Below are 21,250 nucleotides of genomic sequence, written 5' to 3'. Positions count from 1 at the left end.
GTGACAAACAAGCTACGGTCGGCTCAGTTATTATCAATTTCAAGAGTAGCACGAGAGAGTCCAGATTGACTAATGCGCGTAGCTATTTGGACGCCAACCAGACTAATAAGAATACCAGCAGCAACGAAGATTGCAAGTCGTTCTCCGGGGGCAAGGGTAAGTTGGCTTACCGAAACGGGGCCAATGGACATCGAAGAAACAACAACTGAATCAATAATTTCTGACCGTTCAAGGAAGTAAGCAGAAAAGCCTCGCACGACAAGCCCGACAGAAACTACAAGGAAAGGCAAATTGAGATACGGCTGCTTGATGTCGCTACTTCTGTCAAGGTATTTATCAAGCAATCGACCAATAGTTGCAGTTAAGGCTGCGGCGGTCAGCCATGGAACGCTTCCGTACGCAAACTGCATTGCTGGAAGAAAGATACCCTCTGAGAGGTCAAATTCGGAGATATCAAGCAGTCCAAAGAAGACTCCAATAAGTGCCAACCCAATCCCTATAACGTATGTGACTACAGAAACCTGCCCGGAGTATAGCGCATTTTGTGCTTGGGCAACAAACCCATCGATATACTCCTGTGCGCCAAGTCCTTTATATACAAGAAACGCGCCAATGACGGCTGTTATCGTTGCACTTGCGAATGCAATTGACCCAAAGTAGGCTAAAGCAGGGAACACAATGAGAACGACACCGAGCGGGACAAGTGTGGTTTGGCGAAGTTCCTCATCTGCAAGGAATTGTTTGAGAAGGTAATACGTCGATTCTAAGTCGCGTGCCTGTCGAACGACAACTCGATTAACTGAGTCAACGGGGATTCGGCTTTCAACGATTGGGACAAGCCGTTCATCCTCAGCACTATCAAGAACTACAATAGCTGATTCAGGATCATATTTAGCAACTAACTCATCAATTTGCTGTGCAACAGCACGATCTGCAGTAACCACGGAATCGGAGCTACCTGATACAATAGCAATATCAGCGGATTCCCCATTGTCCCGAAGTTCTTGTGTAATACGAAGACCTTCAAGAATGGTATTAACACTGGAATCTTCCGGGTCAGATAGGCCAACATCGGCAACTAATGAGAGAACAGTCTCCCAGCCGGAGATCGGCGTATTGATATCAGTCTGGGTGCCGATATCATCGGTTCGGTCAAGGCACACAACCAATGTAGTCACGACACTCTAGTATGAGTAACAAATCAAATAAAAGTCTCATGGTCGGCTCAGGCTAATTACCGGAATCGGAAGCGGGTGCCGTCAGACAGAACGTTAGCAACACCGGCTCCAAAAGCGTATGCCACTTTTGCTGTGCTCTGTTGCAACTGGAAGACGAACCCGCGTTCTGGCTCAAATTGTTCAATGACAATCTCATCAGCGTCAAGTTGCGTTTGCAACTGTTCGCGGATATCGTCGGTCGTCCCAATGTGGTCAACGAGATCAAGCTTGTGGGCTTCTTCACCAAGGTACACCTTCGCTTCAGTATCGCGGACAAATGATTCCTCAAGGTCGCGACCCTCTGCTACACGTTCGATGAACTGGTCATAGAATTCATCAACACGCTGTTGTAGATAGTCGCGTTCCTCGTCAGACATCTCTCGGAATGGGCTTCCAGCATCTTTGAAATCACCAGCAACAAATCGTTCATACGACACCCCAAGTCGATCAGCCAAATCTGCAATATTATATCGAGATCCAATTACTCCAATGCTACCAACGATACTACCCTTTCGGGCCCACAGCTCATCACATCCGGATGCGATCCAATATCCACCACTTGCACAAAGATCCGTTGTATAAGCAATTGATGGGCCGTCAAAGTCTTCTATCGCTCTTCTGATGTCGTCGCTTGGAACAACTTCTCCACCCGGTGTATTTAACTTCACAAGAAGAGCATCTACATGTTCTTCGGCATCCGCTCGCTCAATTTGCTCAACGATTTCGTCAGCTCCTGGGTCCATCGGCGATGATGGAAGAGGTCGAGAATTACTGTCACGGGAAATAGGGCCATTCACAGCAACCTCAGCAACATTGTACGATGGAAAGAGGCTGTCAGAAACAGAGTAAGCCATTCGGACTCCTGCAATAGCAACCAGTACAGTAAGAAGGATTCCAACCAGCTCTGTCATGTCTGCTGGGAGGCCAACAAAAAGAGCGGCCCCAATTACAGCAGCAACAGCACCTCCAAGAACAGTAATAATGATTCGAAGCAGTGTTCGAGCCATATACCAGAATGTATGGGCTCTGTAAACTGTTTTGTGTTCCGGTTCAAAACAAACGCCGGATCGTTACATCAGATATATTATACTAATATGCCTCCCCTACAGTCAAGAACAGATCTTACAGCATACCCGTTTTCTGAAGTTTCATCAGATCCTCGGTATCGAGGGTCTCGCCTTCCTTGAACTTCTGATAGATTTCTTCGGCTTCTTCTTTTGCTTCTTCCTTCTTTTGCTCTCGTTCGCTCTTGCGCTCTTCTTCTTCCTGCTTGTCCAGTTCACGAAGGCGCTTCTGAACACGAACAAAGTCCTCGTGGTGTTGGTCGGCCGCTTCCTGTGCTTCCACGAACATTTCGTGCATTTCGTCAGCTTTATCACGTATTTCGTCAGCTTCGCGATAAGCCTCAATCATTTCGTTGTGATGTTCCTGAGCCTTATCAGCAAGCTCAGTGACTTTCTGATGGTGTTTTGAAGCCTCGGATCGGACTTTTTCAGCTTTGTCCTTGAGATCTTCAAGATCATCAGTCTGTTCAAGTTTCTCTTTGAGCTCGCGATATTCTTCGCGTTTGGCTTCGATTTTCTCGATCAGTTCGCGTTCCTCCTCAGTCGAGAGAACCTCTGTCTGCTGTTTGAATTCAAGATCTTCAATTTCTTCTTCGAGTTTTTCCAGATCTTTTCCGTCGTCGACTTCAAGATCAGATTTCCGATCTTCAACCCGGTCAAACAGTTCGTTTGCCTTCTCGTTTAGCTCGTTTCGCTTTTCTTTGTGCGACTGAACAAGCTCATTCAATGTGTCTCGTTTATGCCGATGTTCCTGAGCGGCGTCAACTTTCTCTCGAGTCTTCGCATTAAGTTCATCACGCTCACTCGCGCGTTCAGAAGCCATCTGATTCAGCTCATTCCGACGGTCACGAAGTTGACCAGCACGTTTGATCAGTTCGCCTTTAGAACTTGTTTCGAGCTCCTCTTCACTAATTTCAATGTTATTCGATTCGTCAAGTGGTTGTACGTCTAGCTGCATGGTTGAACCTCTATTCCATTACCGCACTGGCTGGTGATACCACTGGTGGATGTGCGAACAGCCATAAGGAAATATTGACAGTTTGCAAGCGGTACCACCAAATGCCAGTGTCGTTCTGGTATCTAAGTGTACCGTGTGCTGATGTTTAAAAGTACCGGTGAAGACGCCAAAAATCCGGCATACAGGCCGTAAGAAACCCGTTACCAGTTACCACATTCTGACAGAATTATTCAGTTGATATTTACTTTCAGTTTCACCGAGGTAGGATGAGTTTAAGGGAGATAAAGAAACGATCAATAGATGTGATAAAACAAACTGACGCCTGCTCATGCGAGCAGTGTGACCGTAAGTTAACGGGGGAAGAATGGAGGCTGACCATGGAGCAGGATGGGTGTCTCCGGCATGTATATGAATGTGAGTGTGGGGCAATCACAATCACGGTATCACAGACACAGAAATGATAGCCGACGGTAGAAAGCGCAAAAGCCACGTGTTCAGTTACAATAGTAGCGGGTATGAAACAAAAGATTGCAGCTACTGGCCACGAGAATGTACGAGCAAAGCACACATCAACGGCGGAGATCACGTCAGATGACTACTTAACACCAGCTGGCGACTGTATTGTCGGTATTAATGCTGATCAGACACCAGCAGAATTCGATAGCAGATTCATAGAAGCATGCAAAGACCACTCGGCCCAGATCACAGTTACGTTCACTGTTGACGAGAAAACAGCTACAATCAACGGACAAGGACATCCTGATTTGTCCTTCGAGAACGATCGAAGTATGGTATGTAGAACAAGCGATTATGTTGATGATCGAACGATAATGGTCAACGCAGATAAGGCGGCAGCCGACTTACCCCGGGAGATGATTGATCGCTTGTCGGAAGGTGGGGAGTTATCCGTTGAGATAGAAGTTGAATAATCCTGTTGTCATATATTTCGGTAAACCGCTGAGACTTGACCTCGAATCACTCGACCTGCCCCACCTAGAGATACTTCTTGTTTGGTAAGTATCCAGTTCGTTTGTTCTGTCACATTGGGAGTTATTCAGAGAGAAGATATTGAGGGATCTGAACCGGATTGACAAAATTACAGTACGAATTTGATTGGCCGTCTGAAATAGTATGGCAATTATAGCGAATTATAGGAACCTAAATGTCTCAAGGTTCTTAGGTGCAAAGGTTCGCATATCGAATTTATGATAGAGGGCAGAGGAAAGGTCCTGAGTTGACTGTTCGTCACCGTGGACGCATAGAACTTTTTCCGGACGCGGATTCATTGTTTTGACGAAGTTAATGAGACCTTGACGATCAGCGTGTCCTGAGAACCCGTCAACTGTTTCAACATCCATGTTAAGTTGAAGTGTTTGAGTCTTGTTCGCTCCATTCTGCTGGGTTTGAATTGGGATTTCATCCCAGCCACTCTGAATGCGTCGGCCCAATGTTCCTTGTGCCTGATAGCCAACAAAGACAAGAGAGGAGTCTTCTTCTCCCCCGAGATGTCGAATCCAAGACATAATTGGTCCACCTTCAACCATACCTGAGGTCGATAGAACGATGCATGGTCCACTGTCAGCTACTTCTTGTCGTTCTTCCTCTCCGCCATCGATGTGGTTGAATTCCTCTGCTAGGAATGGGTTTTCTTCTTCATGGAAGATTCGATTCTGGAGCTCATCGCGAAGATATTCTGGATATGTGGTATGAATCGCTGTAGCTTCCCAGATCATACCATCAAGATGGACCGGGATGCGAGGAATTTCATCATTCCGCATAGCTTCCTCAATAACCAGCATGATCTCTTGGGATCGGCCAACAGCGAAAGCAGGGATGAGTACTTTGCCTCCGCGCTCTGCAGTTTCTCGAATAATCTTTTTCAGTCGCTTTTCAGAATCTTCCTGATCGGTTTGGTAATCATCACGACCGCCATATGTTGATTCGAGGATAAGCGTTTCAACACGAGGGAAATCGTTTACGGCTCCATTGAATAATCGGGTATCCTCATAGTGAATGTCACCAGAGAATGCAACATTGTACAACCCATCACCAACATGGAAGTGCGAAATCGCAGATCCAAGGATGTGACCCGCATTATGAAATGTTAATTTGACATCTGGGGCGATATCTGTCACATCACCGTATTCAATTGGTATGGTGTGTTTGATTGCTTCTCGAACCATCTCTGACTCGTATGGGGGTGCTCTCCCCTCCTTAGCGGCGACATCGAGATAGTCAAGTGTGAGAAGACCCATTAGATCGCGGGTGGGCTCAGTACAGTAAATCGGGCCATCATATCCATACTTAAACAGAAGCGGGATGAACGCCGAGTGGTCGAGATGTGCGTGTGTCAAGACAACCGCGTCAAGATTACTTGCACCAGCACCAAGGGCCTCTGGCACCTGTAGATACGGAACCTCATCTTCTGCGCCGGGTTTATCGCCACAATCAATAAGGATTCGCGTTTCGGGTGTTGACAGAATAAACGCTGCACGACCGACTTCTCGACAACACCCAAGCGTAGAGACACGAACGTAGTCATCATCAGAAAGCTCTTCGCGATGAATTTGTCGACCAACCCGCTCCAGAATATCACGGCGGTCTCCACGCTCCTGCTTCAGGAAGCTTCGGACGTTTTTAACGGTTGATGACTCGATTGGAGGCGTTCGAACCACCTCTGGAGTCCAACCAACCTCTTTTGTTATTTCTCGAAGCGTTGCGCCGTGACGTCCAATAACCATCCCAGGTTTTTCTGCTTCAATAACGACTTCACCGGTATCTGCATGGAAATCAAGATCGGTTACTCCGGCTTCATCAGGGATGACATCTTGGACGCGCTTACGTGCTTCCGCTGGAGGCAACAACACACTCGGATCGGGACGAACAGTAATTCGCTTGCGAAGTTTCGAGGCAAGTTGACGAATTAAATCGCCCTGGTCGGCGAACTCTTTGGGATCATGGGTATAAACTACCAGCTCAGGACCCTCAAATGAGACCTCCGAAACGGAAATACGCGGCGGCAACTCACTTTCAATCTCTGCTTTAATATCCTCAAGTTGCTTATCAACTGAACTCATGGGTTAGATATGGTCACCACGGTCAATCGGTACACAGAACATGACAGTCCACAGGACATCCATAAAGGATACCGTACGCCATGTTCAGGTACGATTGGACTGCGGCGAAAACTTACGTATCAGTGAATCAATCTGTGACATATAAAAATCTTCGCAAAACATAGAGAGAGCAAAAATAAACACACTGGTTCGTGGTGTTTATTATCTGGCTAACGCAATGAACGGGCAATGAGTAACGAGCAGGAACTGGGAATTACAGAGAGTAAGGAGTATGCGACCGGAGAGTGGTACGCCGAGGTCGTTCAAAAAGCAAAGCTTGCTGACTATGCCCCGATGGGAGGGTTTATTGTAACGCGACCTCGTGGGTGGGCACTCTGGGAGGCTGTACAAAATCATCTTGATCAGTGGTTCAAAGATACAGGGGTAACAAACGCGTACTTCCCAGTATTTATTCCAGAGTCATATCTTGAGCGGGAGAAAAACGTTGTTGAGGGGTTTGATCCAGAGGTCGCATGGGTCACTCATGGGGGAAATGAAGAACTCGAGGAACGGCTTGCAGTTCGGCCAACAAGCGAATCGATCATTGCTCCGTTTATGGCCAAGTGGACGCGGAGTCATCGAGACCTCCCAATGCGACTCAATCAGTGGTGTAGCGTTGTTCGATGGGAGGCTACAGAGACAAAGCCATTTTTCCGGACAAAAGAGTTTCAGTGGCAGGAAGGACACACGGCACATGAAACGCGCGAAGAGGCATTCGAGGAAACAATGCTTCGGCTGGACCAATATGAGCGCTTATATGAAGAAATCTTTGCAATACCAGTCCTCAAGGGCCGAAAACCAGAACACGATAAATTCCCAGGAGCTCACACGACTACAACTGTTGAAGCATTGATGCCTGACGGAAAAAGTGTTCAAGGAGGGACAAGTCACTACCTTGGAACAAACTTTGCAGAAGCATTCGACATTACCTACGTTGATGAAGATGAATCAGAGCAAGTCGCACACACGACATCGTGGGGAGTATCGTGGAGATCACTCGGAGCGCTTATTATGACGCACAGTGATGAACAGGGTCTGGTATTGCCACCAAAGATGGCATCAACCGAAGTTGTCATTGTTCCAATCTGGACGGATGAAACAAAAGATCGAGTTATTGGCTATGCAGAAGAAATCGAGGATGCACTAATAGAAGCTGGGCTTGATGTGAACCTAGATGACCGCGATGACCGGAACCCTGGGTTCAAGTTTAATGAGCATGAACTGCACGGGATTCCACTTCGAATCGAAGTGGGACCAAACGAGGTAGATGACGAAACAGCAACATTGGTGCACAGGCCTGATGGAGAACAGCAAGAGGTCAAACAACAGGAAGTTGTCGAAGGCGTAGAGCAGGGTCTCGAAGAAATTCAAGAAAAATTGTACGAAACAGCCGAGGAGAACCTAAACGAGAATGTCCGAGAAGCGTACAGTCCCGAAGAGATACTTGGAACCATTGGTAAGCACGGGGGATACGTGAAAGCACCGTGGTGTGGAGATGAGGCATGTGAGACGGTTATCAAAGACGAAATTGCTGCAGAAATCGTTATGGTACCAATGGACGAGTCAGAAGAACCGATCGGAGACGAGTGCGCAATCTGTGGTGATGAAGCAGTTGAAACAGCATACTTTGCAAAAACGTATTGAACTAAGTACCTAATCGACTTATGATAGATTCTTTCGGATGGCCTTCGCTGCTAGTCGGATGTTACAAGGAGAGGTAACAGCCGAGATCTCGATTAGTTTGTTGATCAGCAAAACAATGGAGGAACCATTTTGCCAGTGGGCATAGTAGTTATAGGTATGTTTGACAAGTCGACGTGGATCCGGCTTCCAAGGAATGTTGTCGTAGGTCACGGTGTCCTCAGCCAGGCGGCAAGTGCGATCGCGGAATTACATCTTCGAGGACAGCCACTTATCGTTACAAGTTCAACGCCGAGGAAGGTTGCGGCTGATCGTATTGCTGAGGATTTTAAAACAGAATCAATATCGCCAGTTATCGTTGAGGTGAACGATGCATCTGCAAAAGCAATTGAGCAAGTTATAGAACGAGCAAGAGAGGTCGATCCAGGCTATCTGATTGGTGTCGGAGGTGGAAAGCCCATCGATATTGCAAAGTTGGCAGCAGAGGAGCTTGGCCGAGGGTTTGTTTCAATTCCGACAGCAGCAAGTCATGATGGAATTGTTAGCGGTCGAGCATCAGTTCCAGACGGAGATGTCAGACACAGCGTAGCTGCTGAGCCACCTCATGCTGTAATTGCTGATACAACGATCCTTGCTGAAGCACCATGGGAGTTAACAACTGCTGGCTGTGCTGATATCATCAGTAATTACACAGCGGTCGCCGACTGGCGGCTAGCCCGTCGACTAAAAAATGTCCCATATTCAGAGTACGCAGCAGCACTATCCGAGATGACCGCCGAAATACTGGTTGGAAACGCTGAATCAATTAGACCTGGGTTGGAAGAGTCTGCTTGGATTGTCGTCAAAGCATTAGTCTCCTCGGGGGTTGCAATGTCAATTGCCGGATCATCAAGGCCAGCAAGCGGTGCTGAGCATCTATTTTCACATCGACTTGATCAAATAGCTCCCGACCGAGCATTGCACGGGCACCAAGTTGGCGTAGGAGCAATTATGACAGCATATCTACACGGCGGTGATCGAGGGATGTGGCGAGATATCCGACGTGCATTAGAGAGTATTGATGCTCCAACAACTGCAGAAGAGCTGGGCTTCACAAGAGAAGAGATTATTGAAGCATTGACAACAGCACATAGAGTACGAGATAGATACACAATATTGGGTGACGGAATTGATAGAACAGCCGCAGAGGAACTTGCGCACACAACAGGTGTCATTGAGTAGCTGAAGAAGATAATCCACGGAAATGTCCAACCAGTTCTGAGGCCTATGTCGTTATAAGTCAGATACTCCTGTCAATTCCGGACTTGTTTACATTACTCACAATGGCAAGGAGCGGCGCGGAACCTTGATAGTTGCCGACGACCATATATACAATTGTGACTAAAAGCACAGAGTATGACTTCTGGCTGTTTGACTTAGATGGAACGCTAGTCGATGTTGAATGGTCATACATCCGCTCTGTGTTTGACCGACTAGAACAATCGCTAGATGCTACATTCAGTGATGAACAAGCGCGAATATTATGGCGTGGATTAACTGGATCCAGAAACCAGTATATTAGTGAACTTGGAGTTGATGTTGAGCAATTCTGGGATGCACTTCATCAAGCAGAGGATCCACAAGAGCGGGCAGAGGCAACGTATCTACACCCCGATGCAAGAGTTGTCACAGAAATTAAAGAGCCAGTTGGAATTGTTACACACTGTCAGCCATACCTAACCGAGCCAGTACTTGAGCATCTGGATATTAGGGACTGGTTTGACGCTGTAGTTTGCTGTAGTGACTCACTTGGATGGAAACCAGATCCAGCACCAGTTGAATATACAATGGATCAGTTAGGAGTCAACAGTCAGAATGGAATACTTATTGGAGATTCTGCATGTGATATTGGTGCTGCATGGAATGCTGGAATCGAAGCGGGACACATTGAGCGGCTAAACTCTGATTTCCGCGGAGGTAGAGTCGTTGCTGATTATCAAATGAGACAGCTATCAACGCTTCGAGAGCAAAGTCGAATAACAGCAGACTAGAAAATAGAGTTCGAGAGTACTGAAAGAAGTTGCTGAACACCGGGCTTCTCAGTGCGGGTTGGGTTAGAAACAAAACGAACAGGAAGTTCACCTAGAGATATAAACGGAAGGTTCAGAGATTCAGCGGTTTGTTTAATTCCAATTCCAGCGTCAGCATCACCACGCTGGACAATTCGTGCCGGACTTTCATGACCCTGAACAGTGTGATTCCATCCATCAATCCGGGTAGTGATGTCTCTTGTAGTCATATCACGATCAGCGGCCAAGTCAGAAACAGCTGTATCAAGGGCAGATCTGAGTCCTGAGTCTGAAGTGCGGTTGACGAATGTGGTGTCTTCTCTAGTCAGCGAGTAGAGGCTATCAATGCGGCCCTGAGCGTTCGGGCTTGCAATAAGTCCCCATTCGTGGGTCCATGACATCTGAATCTCGCCAGAAGGATCATTTGTAAGTGGACCAGTAAGAATAGCAAAGTCAGGGATCCCACGACGCAGTTGTCGATTACCCACACGAGAACCAGCAGAGAGGTACCGAGAGGATCTAAGTTGGTCAAGCGCATCCATGAGAATCGGGTCATCCTCTCCAATACCGAATACGGTCGGAGGGTGAAGATCTGAAGAGAACAGACTGACACGTACTGTCTCATCTTCTGAAACATATGCAGTGTCAGCAGGAACAGAAACAATGCCATCTGCCTCAGTCAGACTTGTCGTTGCTCCTGATCCTTTATCAACAGGATAGACGAGTAGGTCATTATTTTCATCTTCAACAATGCCAACGGGAAGAAGGCGACGTCTTCCTTCTTGAAACCGCTCTTCGACACACATGGTTCCGGTAACGGTCGTTGATTCATTGTCCAGACCGCTGGCTTCTCGGAGAACAGGTGAAACAAATGTTTTGAACGTCATGAGTGCTGAGACAGGATAGCCCGGGAGTCCAACATATGGTGTTCCATTGATAACACCGGCGAGCAGCGGTTTACCTGGCTTAACAGCAACACCGTGTAGATGTTGCTGCCCCTCCTGTTCAAGTACATCATAGATCACATCAACAGTGCTAGCACTGGTAGATCCAGATGTGAGTACGAAATCACATTCCTCCGCCGCATTGATAAGTGAACTCCGGAGTTGTTCGACATCATCATTGGCGTGTGGATAGATCTGCGGCGATCCACCGGCATCACGAATAGCAGCAGCAAGGGAGTATGTATTGACATCATGAATCTCACCACGACTATGGTCAAGAGGGTCTTCAGGACGTGTCAATTCATCACCAGTTGAGATCAGGCCAACAGTCGGTTGGCACTTAACGGTCACTCGTGATTTTCCAATTGCAGATAAAACCCCGATTTCACGGGCAGAAAGTTGTTGATTAGGACCCACTGCTCGTTCGCCGGCGGCAATGTCTGCTCCAGCAAACATTACGTTCTCTCCGGGGGCTACGGAGGTGAAAACTGCAACTTCATTATCATGCTCTTCGACTCGTTCGATCGGAATCATAGCATCTGCTTTATCCGGCATAACTGCTCCAGTCGAAATTTCAACTGCTTCACCTGAATCTGGTGCAACTGTTGGCTTCTCACCAGCATGTACCGAACCAGCAATAGAAAGATGGACAGGATTTGCTTCGTCAGCGGAAAATGTATCTCTTGCACGGACAGCATACCCATCAAGAGTTGCTCGATCAAATCCTGGGACATCGATAGTAGCATCAACGCGTTCCGCAGTTATTCGACCGGGAGCTTCTGTGAGTGAGACTTTCTCAGTCCCTACAGAAAGTGGTAACTCAGCAATGACCTGAGTAGCCTTATCCGGATCTGTTAATTCACGAAATTCTTTCCGTTCTGTCATGGTAACCACTCCCATAAACCAACTGTTACAGACTCACCAGCGGTGACACCTTCCTTTGCCTCTGGGACTTCGACCCAGCCGTCAGCAAGAGCTACAGAAGAGAGGACACCAGCTCCGCTAGACCGTGTAGGAATTGCCGTTTGTTTGTCTCCACTGTCTGAAAGTTCAACACGAGCAAAAGTACGGGTTCCGGGCTCACTAGAGATTTTACGATCCAAGGTTGCGGTGACAGTAGGATGGTCAGGAGGAGAAACACGTACTAACCGTTTCAGTGCTGGACGCAGAAACTGGACAGCATTAACGATACAGGAGACGGGATACCCAGGAAGGATAATGATAGGAGTCGATTCAACGACTCCAAGAGCGACCGGATGTCCTGGTTTGATTGAAACGCCATGCACGAGGATCTCACCAAGCTCATCAACTACCTCTGGAAGGAGGTCTCGCTCCCCGACGGAAGACCCACCTGTCGTGACAATCAAATCTTTAGTCAGGTCACGCTGAATGGCTGCGCGAAGCGCGTCTTTATCATCCGAAACAGGATCACGATAAGTGGAAATTCCTCCCCATCGATCAACAAGTCGTGAGACAGTAAGACCATTTGTCTCGATAATCTCTCCTTTCTGCGGATCCTGTTGTACGAGTTCATCACCTGTAGGGATAACGCCAACTGTTGGTGTATCATAGACAGAAACACGCGTTAAACCAATAGATTGCAATAAGCCAAGGTCAGACGGTCGAAGTTGGTGACCAGCGTCGAATAGTTGCTGGCCTGCAGTCACATCTTCGCCGACCGGAGCAACGTTTTCACTTTCTGCAACGGGAGTGTTAACCTCGATTGTGTTTCCTATGACATTCACTTCCTCAATTTTCACGACGGCATTTGCCTCATCGGGAACAGGGCTTCCAGTATGGACGCGGACAGCAGTTCCAGTCCCCATCTCTTCATCTTCAGAGAGTACAGCTGGTGATCGCGAGGTAGCACCAAAGGTGTCAGATGCTTGAACAGCATATCCGTCCATTGCTGCACGTCTGTAGTGTGGCACATCCCGATTAGCGACAATTGGCTCTGCTAGTATACGCCCATCAGCAGCCGCAAGCGAAACATGTTCGGTTCGATCAATCGGCCTAATGTTATCGAAGAGACGTTCCTGAGCATCTGCTAAGGAAGTCTGTTCTTTGAACCCCGAGGTGTGTCTCGAGGAGGGGTCCGAAGGCATGCATGCACGCTGGGCGTCGATAAATAAAAACGTATCAGTTATTGCTAATATACACTACTCCATTTGATTAATCTGCTTCCCATAGAGGAAAGCAGACCGATTACCTCGGGATTTGGCCTCCAAGGTGCCTCGCGGAAAGCCACTGTGGAAGAAAATACCAACCTGTCTTAATATTCTATGTGGTTTTAGAGGCAACAATACAATAAAATCATATATAAGCCAAACTTGCTTGTGTGATGGTGAACTCACCCCGGGGGTCAAGCCCCGGGGCAGTCGCCTTGTACCGCCTGTACATTCTATAGTCTATGAAAGAGATATCTCAGTTACGTAAGCATACGGAATCCCCGAGATCTGCAAAAGGATATTGGAAAGAAGGGAAGGATACATTTCAAAAGCAAAATACGGGAGTATCAATTATTAGATTTCACAACAGGGATTACTAAATGGCTATACTTCGGTCTTATCGGCGGTTTGTTGTTGTGGCTCGATACTTTCTGCCGCTACTGATCGCATACCTTCGAGACCGCAACAGGTTTATCATATTTGGGAGTTCACGCTCGCCAGATTCAGAGACAAGGGAGAGACGGGCAGAGCATCTGGTAGATTCACTTGTAACACTCGGACCGACGTTCATTAAGCTTGGACAGTTACTATCGACAAGACCAGATGTATTACCACCAGAGTATGTCAGCGTCCTCTCACAGCTTCAGGACGATGTACCCCCAGAGCCTTGGCCAGAGACAAAGAAAGTAATTGAAGAAGAACTGGGACCACTGAATGAACAGTTCGATGATTTTAATACGGAAGCAATCAGCGGTGCAAGCCTTGGACAGGTATACAAGGCTCATGTTGATGGAGAACCAGTCGCCGTTAAGGTCCGTCGCCCAGGAGTACAGTCACTTGTCGAAGCCGATCTACGCGTGATAAAATGGTCCATACCAATCCTTGTTCGGTTTTTAGATGAGTCGCGTGCCTATTCAATTCGGAACCTCGCTGATGAGTTTGATAAGACAATCCGCGAAGAGATGGACTATGAGCGGGAGCGAAAAGTGCTGGAAGAAGTACGGTCAAACTTCGAAGATTCATCAGAGATTGTTGTTCCAAGGTCATACGAGCAGCATTCAGGGAAGCGGGTCTTGACGATGGAATATATTGATGGGATTAAAATTGATAACTACCAAGAGCTTGAAAGGAAGGGCATCAATCAGTCGGAGTTAGCAGAGCGTTTACAGCGTGCTTACATGCAGATGGTTGTAATTGATGGGACATTTCACGCCGACCCGCATCCAGGCAATCTCGCCGTCCAAGATGATGGAACACTCGTGTTTTACGACTTTGGGATGTCCGGGCGGGTAGACCAGCGAACAAGAGAGCAAATTATCGATTTCTATATTGCTGTTGCAAATCAAGATATTGACAAAATATTAGACACGTGGATAGAGCTTGGAGCATTATCACCAAATGCCGATCGAGAATTAATGTCTGACATCATCGAGATAGCTATACAGAATGCTCGAGGGGGGGATATTGAGCAGTATCGAGTGCAAGAGATTGTAGATCAAATGGAAGATACGCTGTACGAGTTTCCTTTTAGAATTCCTCGCGACCTCGCACTGGTGTTACGTGTCGCAACGGTTGTCGAAGGGGTATGTGTCAGGTTGGACCGAAACTTCGATTTTATCGATGTGGCAACCGATTATCTCTCCGATCAGGGATATCGAGAACAGACAGCGCGGCGGTTGGCAACAGAATTTAGATCACAGATAACAGACGTTGGTAGGTCGGCATTTCAGACATTACCAAAGTTTGAGCGGACGTTAGACAGGATAGAGCGTGAAAATTTGAGAGTCCAAGCTGAACTAGAAGATCCACAGAGTCTACTGGACACACTGGCAAAGCGGCTCATATACGGAATGCTTGCGGTAACAGGAATTCTTTCAGGAGTGTTTTTATATACCTTTCAATCAACAGAAGCTGCTTTGATTGCATTTGGGGGTGCAGTTATCACGCTGTTCCTTCTGCGACGGTCATTAAAATCAGATGATACTATCGCCATGCAAACTGAGTTTGCAGAGCAAAGTTTTGAGTATCGACAAGGCGCTAGCGACCTCGGGATTGGTGGAGATGTCCAGATACCAGATGAAGAACAACCAGACGAGGATAATGAAGGTAAAAATAAAGAAGAATGATAGTTGCAAGAGCCCTCCATTCGCTTTTTCTGCAAGAGCGTACTGAATAAGATTGGCCATAACAGCAGTCATCACAGTGAAAAACCACCGCGACGGTGTTCCAAACCGTTTATGAATATCCACCAGATACTATTCAGGTATGGCAAAAGAACAGAAAGAGGTTCGAGATTTGCAGGAAGGGAACTACGTAATCATTGACGACACAGCATGTAAGATTCGGTCGTATAGTACGGCTGCACCAGGAAAGCACGGAAGTGCAAAAGCGCGGATTGAAGCAGAAGGTGTCTTTGACGGGCGAAAACGATCGATGAACCAGCCGGTCGATCAAAAGGTCTGGGTCCCGATCATCAATCGAAAGCAAGGTCAGGTAGTTAGTCTTGAAAGTGCCGACGTTGCACAGGTAATGGATCTTGAAACATACGAAACGATCACTATGAGTGTACCTGAGGAATACGATCTTGAGCCGGACGACGAAATTGAATACCTTGAAATGGAAGAGCAGCGAAAAATTGTACAGGCGTGAATTTTCCAGGAGCAATCGCTAATCGAGAATCCGCTAAGTACGCTATTATCGGAGCACCGCTCGATAAGTCAACAACATTTCAGCCGGGAACCCGATTTGGGCCAGAGCAAATTAGATCATTCTCTCACTCTTTTGAAGACTATGATCACCACACTGGATTACGATTTACTGAGCTAGATGTCTACGATCATGGTGATATTCGACCTAGCGATGATGTCGAAGAATACCTTGAGTACCTTTCTGGAATAACAAGCGATCTTGTAAATGAAGGGAAGTTTCCAGTGCTACTTGGGGGTGAGCACACTATATCACTGGCCGGATTTCGAGCTGTCAACCCCGACGTGATAATCAGTATCGACGCGCATTTAGATCTGCGGGACACGTTTGATGGGAACAAGTACAATCATGCCTGTATCATGGCAAGAGGAAAAGAAGTTGCTGATAAGATAACAGTCATCGGAGCTCGGGCAGGTTCTGAGGCAGAGTGGGTACAGACTAAAAACGAGGATATCACAGTTGTTCCTGTGGAAGAGGTCCCAAACTGGGAGTTCGATATGACCGATAAGTCAGTATATCTAACAGTTGATATCGATGGAGCAGATCCAGCATTTGCACCGGGAACAGGAACAAAAGAGCCATTTGGTCTAACATCGCGTCAGATGCAAACAATTGTTCGTTCAATTGCTCCACACGCGGATGGAATGGACATTGTTGAAGTAAATGATCGAGACAATGGAGAAGCAGCAACGCTAGCGGGAAAGCTGGCGCGTGAGAGTATATTCGGGCACGCAACAAAGGAACAAGAGTAAGTGAACACAATAGTCTTGCCTCCAGATAAGGAAATGTTCAGTATGGATATTCAGTCGATAGCAGAGAAGTTCAACACACTGCTGGAGCCAGAAACATACGCCGATGTTGATCCAAGCACAAACGGGATACAGGTTGAATCACAGGCTCAGGAGATTAATCACGTTGCATTCGCTGTCGACGGAGCAACAGCGACTATTGAAGCAGCAGCTTCAGCGAATGCGGACATGCTTGTAGTCCACCACGGGATAATCTGGAATGGAGTCGATCGAATCAGTGGGCGATCATATGATCATATCCAGAAATTGATTAAAAACGACATCGCACTCTATGCAAGTCATCTGCCACTTGATGGTAACCCAGAAGTTGGAAATGCAGCACAATTAGCAGCAGGACTTGGCATCGAAGATCACGAGCCATTTGGTGAGATGGGCCCTGTAACGGTCGGACGGAAAGGGGAACTTACAACACCACGATCACCGGAAACATTGGTTAGTGATATTGAAGCAACACTCAATGATGCAGGACAGGAAGTACAGTCGCTCGATTTCGGTCCAGAAGAAATTGAGTCAGTCGCTATCGTTACGGGCAGTGGAACAGATTTCCTAGAGTCAGCTGCAGAACAGGCAGACGTGTTGATAACTGGTGAAGGCAAGCAAGCAGCATATCACGAAGCAAAGGAGCGTGGAATTAATCTCATCCTTGCTGGCCATTATGCAACAGAGACATTTGGTGTACAAGCATTGCAATCAATGCTTGACGATGAGGGGTTAGAAACAACATACGTATCACATCCGACCGGTTTCTAGCAGAGTAATCAAGATCTGTCAGGGCATAAATCAATTAGACAGGTATATGGAGATTCACTTTGATACCTCCTGTTGCTATAATTATAGGTGGTGACGAAGTTCGCATACACAAAACCGGATAGTTGAAAGTCAGCCATTAATGAACTATATACATGTCTGATGAGGAGACTCCACGTGAGGAGTTTGACCCGGACCCAATTAAGCATGCAGAAGTTCAAGCCGGGATGACCGTGCAGGAACTTGTTGAGGGCTATGGAAATGCTGGCATCGGAGCTTCGTCGCTCAGTGATGCTGTTGATATATACGCCGAGATGTTAGCAGATGATGAAGCGCTGTCGTTTCTTTCACTTGCTGGAGCAATGGTTCCCGGAGGAATGCGATCAATTGTTGCAGACCTAATTCGGGATGGCCATGTTGACGTACTGGTAACAACAGGCGCTAATCTTACACATGACGCTATCGAAGCCATCGGAGGAAAACATCACCATGGACGGGAGTCTGCACCTGATCAAGATCAACGAGACCACGACGAACAACTTCGAGAGGAAGGTGTTGATCGAATTTACAATGTCTATCTTCCACAAGAGCACTTCGCAGAGTTTGAAGAGCACATGCGAAATAATGTGTTACCACCACTTGCTGAAAAAGAGAAAGTTAGCATACAAGAGTTGACTGCAAAACTTGGTGAAGAAAATGCTCGGGTTAATAAGGAGAAAAACATTGACGAAGACTCGGGGATTGCCGCTGCAGCATACGAGAATGGTGTGCCAATTTACTGTCCGGCAGTACAAGACTCAATTCTTGGACTCCAAGCATGGATGCATTCGCAAATTTCTAATCTTACAGTGGATGCGTTGGGCGATATGTCTGATCTCAACGACATGGCATTCGAAGCAGAGCGTGCCGGAGCACTGCTTGTAGGAGGAGGTGTACCGAAGAACTATACATTACAGACAATGTTGGTTGTTCCAGGAGCCTACGATTATGGTGTACAACTAACGATGGACTCCAAGCAAACAGGAGGACTCTCAGGAGCGAGTCTTGAGGAGGCCCGCTCATGGGGGAAGATTGAGAAGGATGCGAAAAATGCAACAGTGTATGCAGACGCAACGATCACATTTCCACTTGTTGTCGCGGCTGCTCGAGAAAAGCTCAATAATCAGTAAAAGAACGATGGCTGAATACAAGTGTTACACCTAAGCGTCAAGCACCGAAACAGTCACTTGTTCCGCCGGTAATACTGGTGATACTCACGGCTCGTATGCAACATGGGTTTCGGTGTCAATAACACCCATCACTGAGTGAATGTCTTCGGTTACAACTGATGCAATATCTTCCTTGCTTTCAACCTCAAGCTGAACGGTAATGTCATGTTCACCAGTCACAAGATGAACTGCTGAGACGGAATCGCGTCCAGCAATGGCATTCGCTGCTTGTTGTATTGCAGACGGTTCAGCAACAACGTGAACATATGCATCGGTCATAGTCTTCATATTTAGTTTGGTATGAAAATACATACCATTATTGGTTGCATTGATATTTCTACAGAGAAGGCAGCGTGCTTCGGGGCTTGACACCGAAGTACTTCAGGAGAGACATGAAGAAAAACAGATATGCGGGACTCACATACATACAGATGGCCGATGATGAATATACCAGTCAGACCTGGCGTCGGCAACCAGGAAAGACGATCCCTATGAGTACTGAGGCCGATTTTCTCCTACTCAATACTCTTATTAAGATCACACACTGAAGCAGATTTTATCTTGAAATCCTCATTTGAAGAGAACTACATGTGTCTGGGTCAACTGGTCTGCCCCGGTGGAGAGAAGACCTACCTTGATTATCGTTTGAAAAGAGAACACTGTCAGTATAGATTTGTGAAATCCGATTATTTGACGGAGCTAATGCCAATATTCAAATTTAGACAGGGTCTAAAAAGGATGTGTCAGGTCTCTCAGACCAGCAGCGTTTTAACCGAGCTTCGATCGCGAACATAATCGGAAATGCAGTTAAGATCATTGTTGAAGGGGCAGTCGGACTGCTATTCGGTAGTATTGCGCTGCTGGCAGATGCAGCACATTCAATCGCAGACTTAGTTGCGAGCTTTGTAGTCTACATCTGGGGAGAGAGTCGCTTCAAGGATCCAGACGAAACACATCCACATGGACATGCCCGAATTGAGCCACTTACGGCTCTATTTGTCGGGGCAGTGATCGTATTACTTGGCGTAAATTTCCTGTATGAGTCAGTAACAGGACTGGCATATGGGGTAGATGTGACATTCCACCCACTGCTGGTAGTTGGGATTCTCATCGCGATGTTGGATATGTACTTCATCTACTGGTATACTTCACGAATGAATGAAGAGGTAGGTGCTCCGGCACTGAAAGCACTCGCTGTTGATTGTTTGAACGACCTATACACATCAGTTGCAGCACTGCTTGGTGTACTCGGGGTTGCATTAGGATATCCGATTTTTGATGCTGCTGCTGGAGCACTTGTAAGTGTCTTAGTCATCTATCAAGGTGTTAAGATAGCAAAAGAAAATATCGAGTATCTATCCGGGAAAGCGGCCTCAACAGAACAGCAACAGATGATAAAAGAGACATTACAGAATAATCCAGAGGTCTACGACGTGCATGATCTTGTTGTATTTTACGAAGGACCAAGCTTAGAGGTTGAAGCACATGTTGAAGTTCCACATAATCTTTCCTTCCAGCAGGCACACGACCTTGAGACAAAACTGCGAAATCAGACCATAGATTTGGATGATGTATCTGATGCGCATATTCACCTTGATCCGATTGATATGAAAGACGACAGCGAAGAGGTGCAGAGAGCTATTGACGACTAGACACTACGCAGGTCACTACACCTCTGGAATTGAAAACGTTTGGTCAAGAAGTTCTTCGCTACGTTCCCAGAGCGCAACCGCAGTTTGCTCATTCGTTGCAGCTGAAGCAGGAGACTGGCGTTGACAGTCTGAAAAGTAGGCTCCACCAATCCCGCTAGTTTCAGGAGAAACAGCGGCATACATTACAGTTGCTGCACCGTCAGCAGGCGTATCTGCAATACGATCTTCGACACGGTCTGGAAGTGCTTGCACAAGTTTAGGAATCAGTGAAAACGGAAACGGTGCGTGTCTTCCAAATCCGCTACCCGGAATAGCTCCAGGGTGTATGCTATTTGCTCGAACAGAACTGCCGGTATTAACTGACCGACGATTGAGTTCATTTGCAAAGAGGATGTTGGCTAACTTCGATTGAGCATATACTTGAAATCCAAGCCGTCCATCAGGGGAAGTTATTGCATCAAGATCAAGTGAAGCACCACGATGTGCAGCCGATGATGTAACAACAATACGCCCGTCAGCAGCATTGACAAGCGACCAAAGCTCTGCAGTTAACGCAAATGGTGCCAAGTGATTTACACAGAAAGTATAACTGAATCCATCGGAAGTTGTGCCAGCGTTCGGGAAATATCCACCAGCATTGTTTATTAATACGTCAAGTGAATTAGTTCTGTTAGCGATATCCGCAGCCATTGTTCGAACTGCGTGAAGATCAGAGAAATCGGCAGCGAAAAATTCAGAATCAGATGCACCAATTTGATCAAGCTTAGAGACGACATCTCTTCCAGCCTTACGATCACGACCGTGTACAAATACAGTTGCACCAAGCCTTCCCATTGCTAGTGCAGTCTGTTTTCCGACACCACGGGTCGAACCAGTAACAAGAACAGTATGATCAGATAGGTCTAAGTCAGCAACTCCAGCCTTGATTTCAGGACGAGACACAGCCATGATAGCTATTAGGGAGTACAAGAA

Annotated in this window: 18 protein-coding genes; 10 read left to right on the top strand and 8 right to left on the bottom strand. The window is 46.9% G+C overall.

The genetic code is table 11. The annotated features are described in order from the left end of the window. Window positions 1-23 precede the first annotated feature (23 nt). The 3 genes from K0C01_RS07800 to K0C01_RS07790 all read right to left on the bottom strand — a co-directional run bounded on the left by K0C01_RS07800 (window position 24) and on the right by K0C01_RS07790 (window position 3,239). The gene (locus K0C01_RS07800; protein WP_221169155.1) at window positions 24-1,178 is read right to left on the bottom strand and encodes a DUF373 family protein; all 1,155 of its coding nucleotides are present in this window, start codon (window positions 1,176-1,178) and stop codon (window positions 24-26) included. A 56-nt stretch (window positions 1,179-1,234) separates the two neighbouring features. Further along, window positions 1,235-2,224 (bottom strand): signal peptide peptidase SppA, encoded by a 990-nt coding sequence (sppA, locus tag K0C01_RS07795; protein WP_221169154.1) that lies wholly within the window; start codon window positions 2,222-2,224, stop codon window positions 1,235-1,237. A gap of 115 nt (window positions 2,225-2,339) precedes the next feature. After that, the gene (locus K0C01_RS07790) at window positions 2,340-3,239 is read right to left on the bottom strand and encodes a coiled-coil protein (RefSeq protein WP_221169153.1); all 900 of its coding nucleotides are present in this window, start codon (window positions 3,237-3,239) and stop codon (window positions 2,340-2,342) included. A gap of 515 nt (window positions 3,240-3,754) precedes the next feature. Here K0C01_RS07790 and K0C01_RS07785 point away from each other — a divergent pair. After that, complete coding sequence (locus tag K0C01_RS07785) at window positions 3,755-4,168, top strand: DUF371 domain-containing protein (RefSeq protein WP_221169152.1); 414 nt, start codon at window positions 3,755-3,757, stop codon at window positions 4,166-4,168. A gap of 219 nt (window positions 4,169-4,387) precedes the next feature. Here K0C01_RS07785 and K0C01_RS07780 read toward each other — a convergent pair whose 3' ends face one another. Continuing rightward, a complete protein-coding gene (locus K0C01_RS07780) occupies window positions 4,388-6,316 on the bottom strand; it encodes a beta-CASP ribonuclease aCPSF1 (protein WP_221169151.1) in 1,929 nt (642 codons plus the stop codon). A gap of 228 nt (window positions 6,317-6,544) precedes the next feature. Between K0C01_RS07780 and proS the strand changes: the two genes are divergently transcribed. The 3 genes from proS to K0C01_RS07765 all read left to right on the top strand — a co-directional run bounded on the left by proS (window position 6,545) and on the right by K0C01_RS07765 (window position 10,026). Further along, window positions 6,545-7,999, top strand: coding sequence for a proline--tRNA ligase (gene proS, locus K0C01_RS07775; protein WP_221169150.1), 1,455 nt, complete (start codon window positions 6,545-6,547; stop codon window positions 7,997-7,999). A gap of 156 nt (window positions 8,000-8,155) precedes the next feature. Then, window positions 8,156-9,217: an NAD(P)-dependent glycerol-1-phosphate dehydrogenase gene (locus K0C01_RS07770; protein ID WP_221169149.1), complete on the top strand. Its 1,062-nt coding sequence runs from the start codon at window positions 8,156-8,158 to the stop codon at window positions 9,215-9,217. A 155-nt stretch (window positions 9,218-9,372) separates the two neighbouring features. Then, window positions 9,373-10,026, top strand: coding sequence for an HAD family hydrolase (locus tag K0C01_RS07765; RefSeq protein WP_221169148.1), 654 nt, complete (start codon window positions 9,373-9,375; stop codon window positions 10,024-10,026). On the opposite strand, the gene K0C01_RS07760 is transcribed toward K0C01_RS07765, so the two are convergent. Together K0C01_RS07760 and glp are read right to left on the bottom strand one after the other, a co-directional pair. Then, window positions 10,023-11,873, bottom strand: a complete 1,851-nt coding sequence (locus tag K0C01_RS07760; RefSeq protein ID WP_221169147.1) for a molybdopterin biosynthesis protein — start codon at window positions 11,871-11,873, stop codon at window positions 10,023-10,025. The two genes, K0C01_RS07765 and K0C01_RS07760, sit on opposite strands and share 4 nt — an antisense overlap. Beyond that, window positions 11,870-13,093 carry a molybdopterin molybdotransferase MoeA gene (gene glp, locus K0C01_RS07755; protein ID WP_221169146.1) on the bottom strand — a complete coding sequence of 408 codons (1,224 nt, stop codon included), beginning with the start codon at window positions 13,091-13,093 and terminating at the stop codon, window positions 11,870-11,872. The genes K0C01_RS07760 and glp overlap by 4 nt, the downstream gene beginning before the upstream one ends. A gap of 443 nt (window positions 13,094-13,536) precedes the next feature. On the opposite strand from glp, the gene K0C01_RS07750 reads away from it, so the two are divergent. The 5 genes from K0C01_RS07750 to K0C01_RS07730 all read left to right on the top strand — a co-directional run bounded on the left by K0C01_RS07750 (window position 13,537) and on the right by K0C01_RS07730 (window position 18,587). Further along, entirely contained in the window at window positions 13,537-15,282 is a 1,746-nt protein-coding gene (locus K0C01_RS07750; RefSeq protein ID WP_255568240.1) for an ABC1 kinase family protein, read from the top strand. 139 nt (window positions 15,283-15,421) lie between these two features. Next, a complete protein-coding gene (locus K0C01_RS07745) occupies window positions 15,422-15,805 on the top strand; it encodes a translation initiation factor IF-5A (protein WP_221169145.1) in 384 nt (127 codons plus the stop codon). Beyond that, on the top strand, window positions 15,802-16,614 hold the full coding sequence (gene speB, locus K0C01_RS07740; protein ID WP_221169144.1) for an agmatinase: 813 nt from the start codon (window positions 15,802-15,804) through the stop codon (window positions 16,612-16,614). Before K0C01_RS07745 ends, speB begins: the two co-directional genes overlap by 4 nt. A 42-nt stretch (window positions 16,615-16,656) precedes the next feature. Beyond that, on the top strand, window positions 16,657-17,421 hold the full coding sequence (locus tag K0C01_RS07735) for a Nif3-like dinuclear metal center hexameric protein (protein WP_221169143.1): 765 nt from the start codon (window positions 16,657-16,659) through the stop codon (window positions 17,419-17,421). 152 nt (window positions 17,422-17,573) lie between these two features. After that, complete coding sequence (locus K0C01_RS07730; protein ID WP_221169142.1) at window positions 17,574-18,587, top strand: deoxyhypusine synthase; 1,014 nt, start codon at window positions 17,574-17,576, stop codon at window positions 18,585-18,587. A gap of 84 nt (window positions 18,588-18,671) precedes the next feature. Here K0C01_RS07730 and K0C01_RS07725 read toward each other — a convergent pair whose 3' ends face one another. Continuing rightward, the gene (locus K0C01_RS07725) at window positions 18,672-18,905 is read right to left on the bottom strand and encodes an Lrp/AsnC ligand binding domain-containing protein (RefSeq protein ID WP_221169141.1); all 234 of its coding nucleotides are present in this window, start codon (window positions 18,903-18,905) and stop codon (window positions 18,672-18,674) included. 461 nt (window positions 18,906-19,366) lie between these two features. Here K0C01_RS07725 and K0C01_RS07720 point away from each other — a divergent pair, with 461 nt between their 5' ends. Further along, window positions 19,367-20,278: a cation diffusion facilitator family transporter gene (locus K0C01_RS07720; protein ID WP_221169140.1), complete on the top strand. Its 912-nt coding sequence runs from the start codon at window positions 19,367-19,369 to the stop codon at window positions 20,276-20,278. Window positions 20,279-20,293: 15 nt separating this feature from the next. On the opposite strand, the gene K0C01_RS07715 is transcribed toward K0C01_RS07720, so the two are convergent. Then, on the bottom strand, window positions 20,294-21,220 hold the full coding sequence (locus K0C01_RS07715) for an SDR family NAD(P)-dependent oxidoreductase (RefSeq protein WP_255568239.1): 927 nt from the start codon (window positions 21,218-21,220) through the stop codon (window positions 20,294-20,296). Between the last annotated feature and the right edge of the window lie 30 nt (window positions 21,221-21,250).

This window comes from Salinarchaeum sp. IM2453, from assembly GCF_019693215.1.
Classification (GTDB): domain Archaea; phylum Halobacteriota; class Halobacteria; order Halobacteriales; family Salinarchaeaceae; genus IM2453.
This window is presented reverse-complemented; position numbering and strand designations above follow the sequence as displayed.

Bases quoted from the DNA above. Each gene is read 5' to 3' on its own strand.
- glp (WP_221169146.1), bottom strand. From the start codon at position 13,093: ATGCCTTCGGACCCCTCCTCGAGACACACCTCGGGGTTCAAAGAACAG.
- proS (WP_221169150.1), top strand. From the start codon at position 6,545: ATGAGTAACGAGCAGGAACTGGGAATTACAGAGAGTAAGGAGTATGCG.
- K0C01_RS07785 (WP_221169152.1), top strand. From the start codon at position 3,755: ATGAAACAAAAGATTGCAGCTACTGGCCACGAGAATGTACGAGCAAAG.
- K0C01_RS07760 (WP_221169147.1), bottom strand. From the start codon at position 11,873: ATGACAGAACGGAAAGAATTTCGTGAATTAACAGATCCGGATAAGGCT.
- K0C01_RS07750 (WP_255568240.1), top strand. From the start codon at position 13,537: ATGGCTATACTTCGGTCTTATCGGCGGTTTGTTGTTGTGGCTCGATAC.
- K0C01_RS07780 (WP_221169151.1), bottom strand. From the start codon at position 6,316: ATGAGTTCAGTTGATAAGCAACTTGAGGATATTAAAGCAGAGATTGAA.
- K0C01_RS07745 (WP_221169145.1), top strand. From the start codon at position 15,422: ATGGCAAAAGAACAGAAAGAGGTTCGAGATTTGCAGGAAGGGAACTAC.
- K0C01_RS07730 (WP_221169142.1), top strand. From the start codon at position 17,574: ATGTCTGATGAGGAGACTCCACGTGAGGAGTTTGACCCGGACCCAATT.
- K0C01_RS07725 (WP_221169141.1), bottom strand. From the start codon at position 18,905: ATGACCGATGCATATGTTCACGTTGTTGCTGAACCGTCTGCAATACAA.
- sppA (WP_221169154.1), bottom strand. From the start codon at position 2,224: ATGGCTCGAACACTGCTTCGAATCATTATTACTGTTCTTGGAGGTGCT.
- K0C01_RS07735 (WP_221169143.1), top strand. From the start codon at position 16,657: ATGGATATTCAGTCGATAGCAGAGAAGTTCAACACACTGCTGGAGCCA.
- K0C01_RS07770 (WP_221169149.1), top strand. From the start codon at position 8,156: ATGTTTGACAAGTCGACGTGGATCCGGCTTCCAAGGAATGTTGTCGTA.
- K0C01_RS07790 (WP_221169153.1), bottom strand. From the start codon at position 3,239: ATGCAGCTAGACGTACAACCACTTGACGAATCGAATAACATTGAAATT.